The sequence below is a fragment of the Lentibacillus sp. genome (assembly GCF_035301925.1).
Taxonomy (GTDB): Bacteria; Bacillota; Bacilli; order Bacillales; family Amphibacillaceae; genus Lentibacillus.
In genome coordinates this window covers 1-5,619 of the sequence record NZ_DATGTI010000026.1, presented here as the reverse complement: position 1 = coordinate 5,619, position 5,619 = coordinate 1, and the positions used below count along the sequence as shown (strand labels likewise).

The window sequence follows — 5,619 nt, the reverse complement described above, 5'->3', positions numbered from 1 at the left end:
CGGATTTCCTTACCGGTCAATTCCTTCCACTTGGCCACACGTTCTTCCAATGTGGCAATCGGTGTCAATGAATTCGAATGCAGCTCATTATCCATTTTTCGACGAACCATATTATCGATAATCGATACATCATGTCCTTGTCTTGATAAATAGAGTGCAGTCGGCCATCCGCAGAAACCGTCTCCCCCAGCAACTATAATGTTCATGTCGTTTACCTCCTATTTATAAGACTATTCCATATGCCGCCATAGCTCAGACCATACAAAATAATCAGCGTTTCTTATACATATCTTCTTATAAAAAATTATCATGTTACAAGCAATTTTACAAATGATGCGGTTAAATTGAACATCAAAGCCGATTCCCGTTCATTCAGGAACCAGAAGTCTCAAATTAAACGCATATGTCCCGCATTTTTCATTATTTTTATTTTCTTCCATACAGATGCATGTTTCTTTTTGTATTTAAGGTCCGCTCCTTCCCCCCTTTAGTGTCGTCTGATATTAAGCCCGTTTCTGCAGGTTAGTCAGCAATTGCCTGTACGCCTTCGATTCCTGTTTCATCCCCAGTTGCTGGTAAACTTTAGATAGCCATTTGAGTGGTTTTGGATCTTCAGGCTTCAGTTCCATTTCCCAGCTGAAGCACTCTATGGCTTGTTCCAGTTGCCTGAATTCATAATATAATTCTCCAAGAGCTTGCATTTGATCCAAGTCATCACTGAATGTTACCAGCCGATTCATTTTCTGATATAACGGATGAACTTCCCGACGGTCACTTAAAGGCCTCAGCAGTTCCCTGATATAGGCAGGCTCATTTGTATTCAGCAGTGCGGAAATATAGCCATGAATCAAATCTATCGCTTTTTTCGGATAGACGTCAATGGTCATTTTAAATAAAGATTGCAGCTGTTCCGCTGTTAACGATCGTGATTGTAGATCCGGTTGTTCAAGCATGTCTCTTATGGATTCAGTTTGTCGGGCATCGAGCTCTAAATCAGGATGCTCAACCATATTCAGCACGTTCTCAAGCTGATTCAGTTGTATATATTTTTCCAAGAGATCCTGTTTTAATGGTATGTAGTGAGGTGATTGACGGTAAATATTTTCCAAAACTTGCATGCTATCATGGCTATCCAAATGCTGATCAAGAAGTTTTATGAGCGGGGTATAACTTGTTTCGGACGGGTTCTCAATTAATCTGCTGCCATACAATGCAGCCATATCAATCCATCGTGACTGTTCATTCAGGAGGGCTATGAGATGATGAAAGCTGTTATCTTTATCCTTTTCGGCATCATATACTTTCTCAGCAAAAATCAAATCTTTCGTCATGATGTTTTCAGATTGATGATGGTACATATCAGCATATTGTTTAAAATTCAAATCACCTTTGAGCTGTCTGACCAGGCTGTGGTCCGGTGCTAAGTCCATCATGATTCGGACAATCCGGTAGCCTAATAAGTTCTGGCCATTTCGGCGATAGACGTAAAATATGGATTTTATTTCATGAAACAGACGTTTTTTTGAAATAAATGACTCAAAGAAGGTTAAAATAAATGCTTTTTCCTGAGGAGTGTAATTCTTGTCAAGTTTTTTCAGCAATGGATCGAGGCGTCTAATGCGGTATGGCTGATTCGTTGAAAGCAGTACATCGATAAACGGATGAGGAGCGTTGTATACGATACCTTGTTTAAAGGCAGACGCGATAAACGAACGCCGCTTCATTTTTTTTGCTTTGGCTGCGGTGAGGAAGTCATGTTTGTAGAAAAACAGGTAATAGACTTGATTATGTTTGGTCCAGGCTTCTATAATTCCGGCACCAAGATAAAGGGCTATTCTGCTTGCGCGCAGTTGAATCGGCTTTTGACTGCTTCCGTATATGGAGAACTGATCTGTATTCATACATGACTCCCCTTTGCCTTTTTTATTATTGTAACATATTTGGGCTTTGAATTGAGCCTGTTCCACTCACCCAAAGTTACGGGAATCTGTCACATGCTTTTTTGCATGCGAAGACACCCGTTCCACAACACGGCTCATCTGTAAATACGTTCGCTCAAAAATCGGACTTTGAATGAATGTGAAAATAAATGTAAAGATAAATACAGGACCTCCCAATATCAGCCCCAGGACCAGCACACCGCATTCCGTGATAATTCGTACCTTGCCGATTGACGCACCCATTTTATCTGCAATTGACAGCATAAATCCATCCCGCGGACCTGAGCCAACACCCGCCGAATTATAAATACCGCCGCCTAGACCCATAACAATGATACCAGCAATAATAATGGCAATATCCACCCAGCTGTTCGTCGCTTTCGGCAGGAAATCAAGCCACATATAAAAATCGACAAAGACACCGATCAGCACCGCATTCAGGAATGTCCCGATTTTAATATAGGACTTGTCAAGGATCCACGAAATGACAATCAGTACAAACGAAATGATGATCGCCCATGAGCCGATGGACAACCCGACCAAATCAAATAACGCCACATTCAAGACATCCCACGGGTGAATGCCCAAATGCTGCACGTTGATCGCAATAGTGATTCCCAAACTGAAAATCATGATGCCAATAAAAAAAATCGACCAGCGAAAGACATGAATCATTGCACTCTGCCTACTTTCTATATACAATTTCAGAATCTTTATTATATCATATTCGGCAGCTGCTTTCTGATTTCCGGAATTGTATACACACTTGACAGGTCCAAACACCGTCTCCTACATGGAAATTGCCGGTCATTTATCCGATATCCTCAACCGCACAATAAATTATAGCCCGGTATCCCAAGAGGAATTTTATCGGACACAGGTAAAAAAAAGAGAAAACCAATCTGGCGGGCGTATGACCTTACCTATATTGCGGATGTCTATCATTATAAAAGGAAAAGCCTTGTAACGAATGACGTAACCGAGTTGTTAATTCGTCCAGTTCGAAGTATTCAGACGTTTTTGAGTATTATCAGGTGGCCTTTTAAGCCTTAAGGGTTAGTATTGGGGGGGCGGGAGCATGTTCTGTACATCCGTTAGGTTAGTTGGTTTTCCCGCCCATGTTTATATGCAAGGACGTGTTCTGGTCTTTAAGAACTACCGAAACACATCTTCCAAATCAACCTGGAACCCTTTCAATACAGTAGATGACACAACACCTTTATTCTTCACGATGTCTGCTTGTTGATACACTTGTTCATCCGTTAAAGCATATACTTGAATCGCGTCCAATATGGGATTGACCACCCAGTATTCTCTTACACCATATTTCATGTATGCTTCCATTTTGGTTACCAGATCATAACTTTGATTGGAAGGACTGAGGATTTCAACAATCAATTCAGGTACTCCGACAAATTTGTTTTCTTCAAGTCCTTCAACATCACAAATAACGCTTAAATCCGGAATGAATATGTTTGTTTCATCCAAGTCATCCCGATACAGCTGAATGTCATAGGGAGCACTGAAGACTTGGCATTTTCCGCCGTCAAGAAAATTAAACAATTTTGCCTGCAGCCGGGCAGACACCTGTTGATGCTTTGTGGAGGGTGATGGTGACATATAAACAATTCCATCGGCATATTCTAACAAGTGGTCGGTTTCGTCGCGCATTTTATAAAAAGTTTCGACACTTACCTTCTTTTCCTCGGGAAGACTCATGCCAATCTCCTCCATTTATATATTTATTATCTTATTATATCACAGGAGGTAGCTTCTTTGACGAGGGTTGATTCAATATATCCTATGTAACTGAAAAGGAGAGCAAGACATCATCGTTATAATTATATTAACGATGGCGTGGAATTTATTTATTTTTCTGTTTTCCTTATTTTAGTGACTTTAATAATTTCGAAGTTGACATACCTTTTCCTTCTTTGTATTCACTTTGACTTTCCTCAATCATCTGTTTAAGTTTAGGGTTTTTTTCTACGTCTGTTTTGATTGAGGTTTCGTCCTCTTCCTGTAATACGAGCGTAAATTTTAGAAAATTAACAAACGGAATTATTTCGATCCATATTTGCTATACGCTTCATAAGTTCTTCTGATGATTCAATGAACCCCATAAAAATCACCGCCATTTAATATTTTCTTTATCATATCACATTTTAAGTTAACTGTATTATAGAAGTCTTCCGGCCATGCACTTTGTCAATATCCCCACCACCAAATACGATTGATTTAATCAAGTTTAGGTATTAACATTTAAATGGACAAGGTCAAACGAATGACAGAAAAAAGGTATTGGGTATTAGCCTGTTCGGCAGTCAATTTTACGTCGATCGGAGGTCTGGATGAGAGTACTACCTTTAAATTCATTATGGTTTGTAATAGCTATTACTTTAAATGCTTTAGGCAATAGTTTTATGATAATCAGTAACTTAGGAAGTGCACCTTGGACATCTGCTGCGGAAAATCTTGAATATATATTACCGTTTAGCGTTGGTGTTTGCCTCATTATATTGTATTTCTTTGCGATGTTGCTTAGCTATTTTATGAAAATAAAATTTAACGCGGGAATGATTGTTAAAACCATTGCGCTTTCTATCCTTTTTGGGGTTTTCATTGATTTGTTTTTGTACTTGCATCAGATGGTTTATGTACCAAATGATTTAGGAGTTCGTTATATATACTTATTCATTGGACTCAACCTAATCGCAGTCGCTATATGCATTTATTTCCAATCAAGTTCAATATACCTGTTGAGGGCATTTGGAAAATTGATGAACAATTATACAACAGGTACCATTTTTTGTACGGCAATTCCGTTGTCGATAAGTATTATCATTATTATTTATCGGCAAAGTATAAACGGTGTTGGTCCAGGAACATTGCTGTTTATGTTTGGAATCGGGTTTCTAATAGATTTATATAATCGCTGGATTGTGATTAATAGAGCGCCAGAGAAGGTTAACCGAATTAATTAATATACAAAACAGCCGGGAGACCATAAACTGGACCCTTTTTCTTTTGAGGATGTCGTTTTCATATTAAATTGCCTGTTGTTTCTGGAACACCTCTTTTAAAAAACTCCCCAAAGCATTAACCCTCAACCGCAAACAACCCGTTGAACGACTCGCTCATAACCGGGTGGTTGTACATTTGGTCCCTTAGATACGTATAAGGAGCATTCATGTCCATGGCAAACTTGACGAGGTTGATTAATTCTTCTGATACCGGACCGAACAGGCTGGCACCTAAAATTTTGTCCGTTTTCTTATCAACGATGACTTTAAATAGTCCGCGGAGATCATTAAGCACATGGGCACGGGGATGTGATGCAACCGGCATTTTACCTTCAGCTACCTCAAACCCTCTCTTATAAGCCTTTTCAGCGGTCATACCGACTCTTGAGAAGGCGGATCAACAAACATCGTATACGGCACATTTTCACGTGTCTTTAGCGAATAGCTTTTGTCACCGAGCAAGTGACTCATGACAACCCGGTATCATCAAGCAAAATATACGTGAATTCGAAACCACCTCTGACATCACCCAAAAGAAAAATCCAGACTTAAGTTAGTAACGTCACATAGTAGGCATCTCAGTACCCAAACATGCTTCAATATCGGTTGAAACGTCAAAGAGAAGGCATCTCAGTGACCAAACGTGCTTCAATATC

The 5,619-nt window shown here is 39.6% G+C and carries 5 protein-coding genes and 1 pseudogene; 1 reads left to right on the top strand and 5 read right to left on the bottom strand.

Going from position 1 to position 5,619, the window contains the following annotated elements; translation table 11 throughout:
- The 4 genes and pseudogenes from VK080_RS02605 to VK080_RS02590 form a co-directional block, all read right to left on the bottom strand.
- A pseudogene (locus VK080_RS02605) lies at nucleotides 1-206 on the bottom strand (NAD-dependent dehydratase); the annotation flags it as partial.
- Between the two features lie 297 nt (nucleotides 207-503).
- Nucleotides 504-1,901 carry a hypothetical protein gene (locus tag VK080_RS02600; protein WP_324223243.1) on the bottom strand — a complete coding sequence of 466 codons (1,398 nt, stop codon included), beginning with the start codon at nucleotides 1,899-1,901 and terminating at the stop codon, nucleotides 504-506.
- Between the two features lie 66 nt (nucleotides 1,902-1,967).
- Nucleotides 1,968-2,615, bottom strand: coding sequence for a YczE/YyaS/YitT family protein (locus VK080_RS02595; protein WP_324223242.1), 648 nt, complete (start codon nucleotides 2,613-2,615; stop codon nucleotides 1,968-1,970).
- Between the two features lie 480 nt (nucleotides 2,616-3,095).
- Nucleotides 3,096-3,659 (bottom strand): Uma2 family endonuclease, encoded by a 564-nt coding sequence (locus VK080_RS02590; protein ID WP_324223241.1) that lies wholly within the window; start codon nucleotides 3,657-3,659, stop codon nucleotides 3,096-3,098.
- Between the two features lie 632 nt (nucleotides 3,660-4,291).
- On the opposite strand from VK080_RS02590, the gene VK080_RS02585 reads away from it, so the two are divergent.
- Complete coding sequence (locus VK080_RS02585) at nucleotides 4,292-4,924, top strand: hypothetical protein (RefSeq protein ID WP_324223240.1); 633 nt, start codon at nucleotides 4,292-4,294, stop codon at nucleotides 4,922-4,924.
- Nucleotides 4,925-5,039: 115 nt separating this feature from the next.
- Here the strand turns inward: VK080_RS02585 and VK080_RS02580 are convergent, their stop codons facing one another.
- The gene (locus tag VK080_RS02580) at nucleotides 5,040-5,339 is read right to left on the bottom strand and encodes a hypothetical protein (protein ID WP_324223239.1); all 300 of its coding nucleotides are present in this window, start codon (nucleotides 5,337-5,339) and stop codon (nucleotides 5,040-5,042) included.
- Nucleotides 5,340-5,619 lie beyond the last annotated feature (280 nt).

Coding starts and splice junctions, on each gene's coding strand:
- VK080_RS02600 (WP_324223243.1), bottom strand. CDS start 1,901: ATGAATACAGATCAGTTCTCCATATACGGAAGCAGTCAAAAGCCGATT.
- VK080_RS02595 (WP_324223242.1), bottom strand. CDS start 2,615: ATGATTCATGTCTTTCGCTGGTCGATTTTTTTTATTGGCATCATGATT.
- VK080_RS02590 (WP_324223241.1), bottom strand. CDS start 3,659: ATGAGTCTTCCCGAGGAAAAGAAGGTAAGTGTCGAAACTTTTTATAAA.
- VK080_RS02585 (WP_324223240.1), top strand. CDS start 4,292: ATGAGAGTACTACCTTTAAATTCATTATGGTTTGTAATAGCTATTACT.
- VK080_RS02580 (WP_324223239.1), bottom strand. CDS start 5,339: ATGACCGCTGAAAAGGCTTATAAGAGAGGGTTTGAGGTAGCTGAAGGT.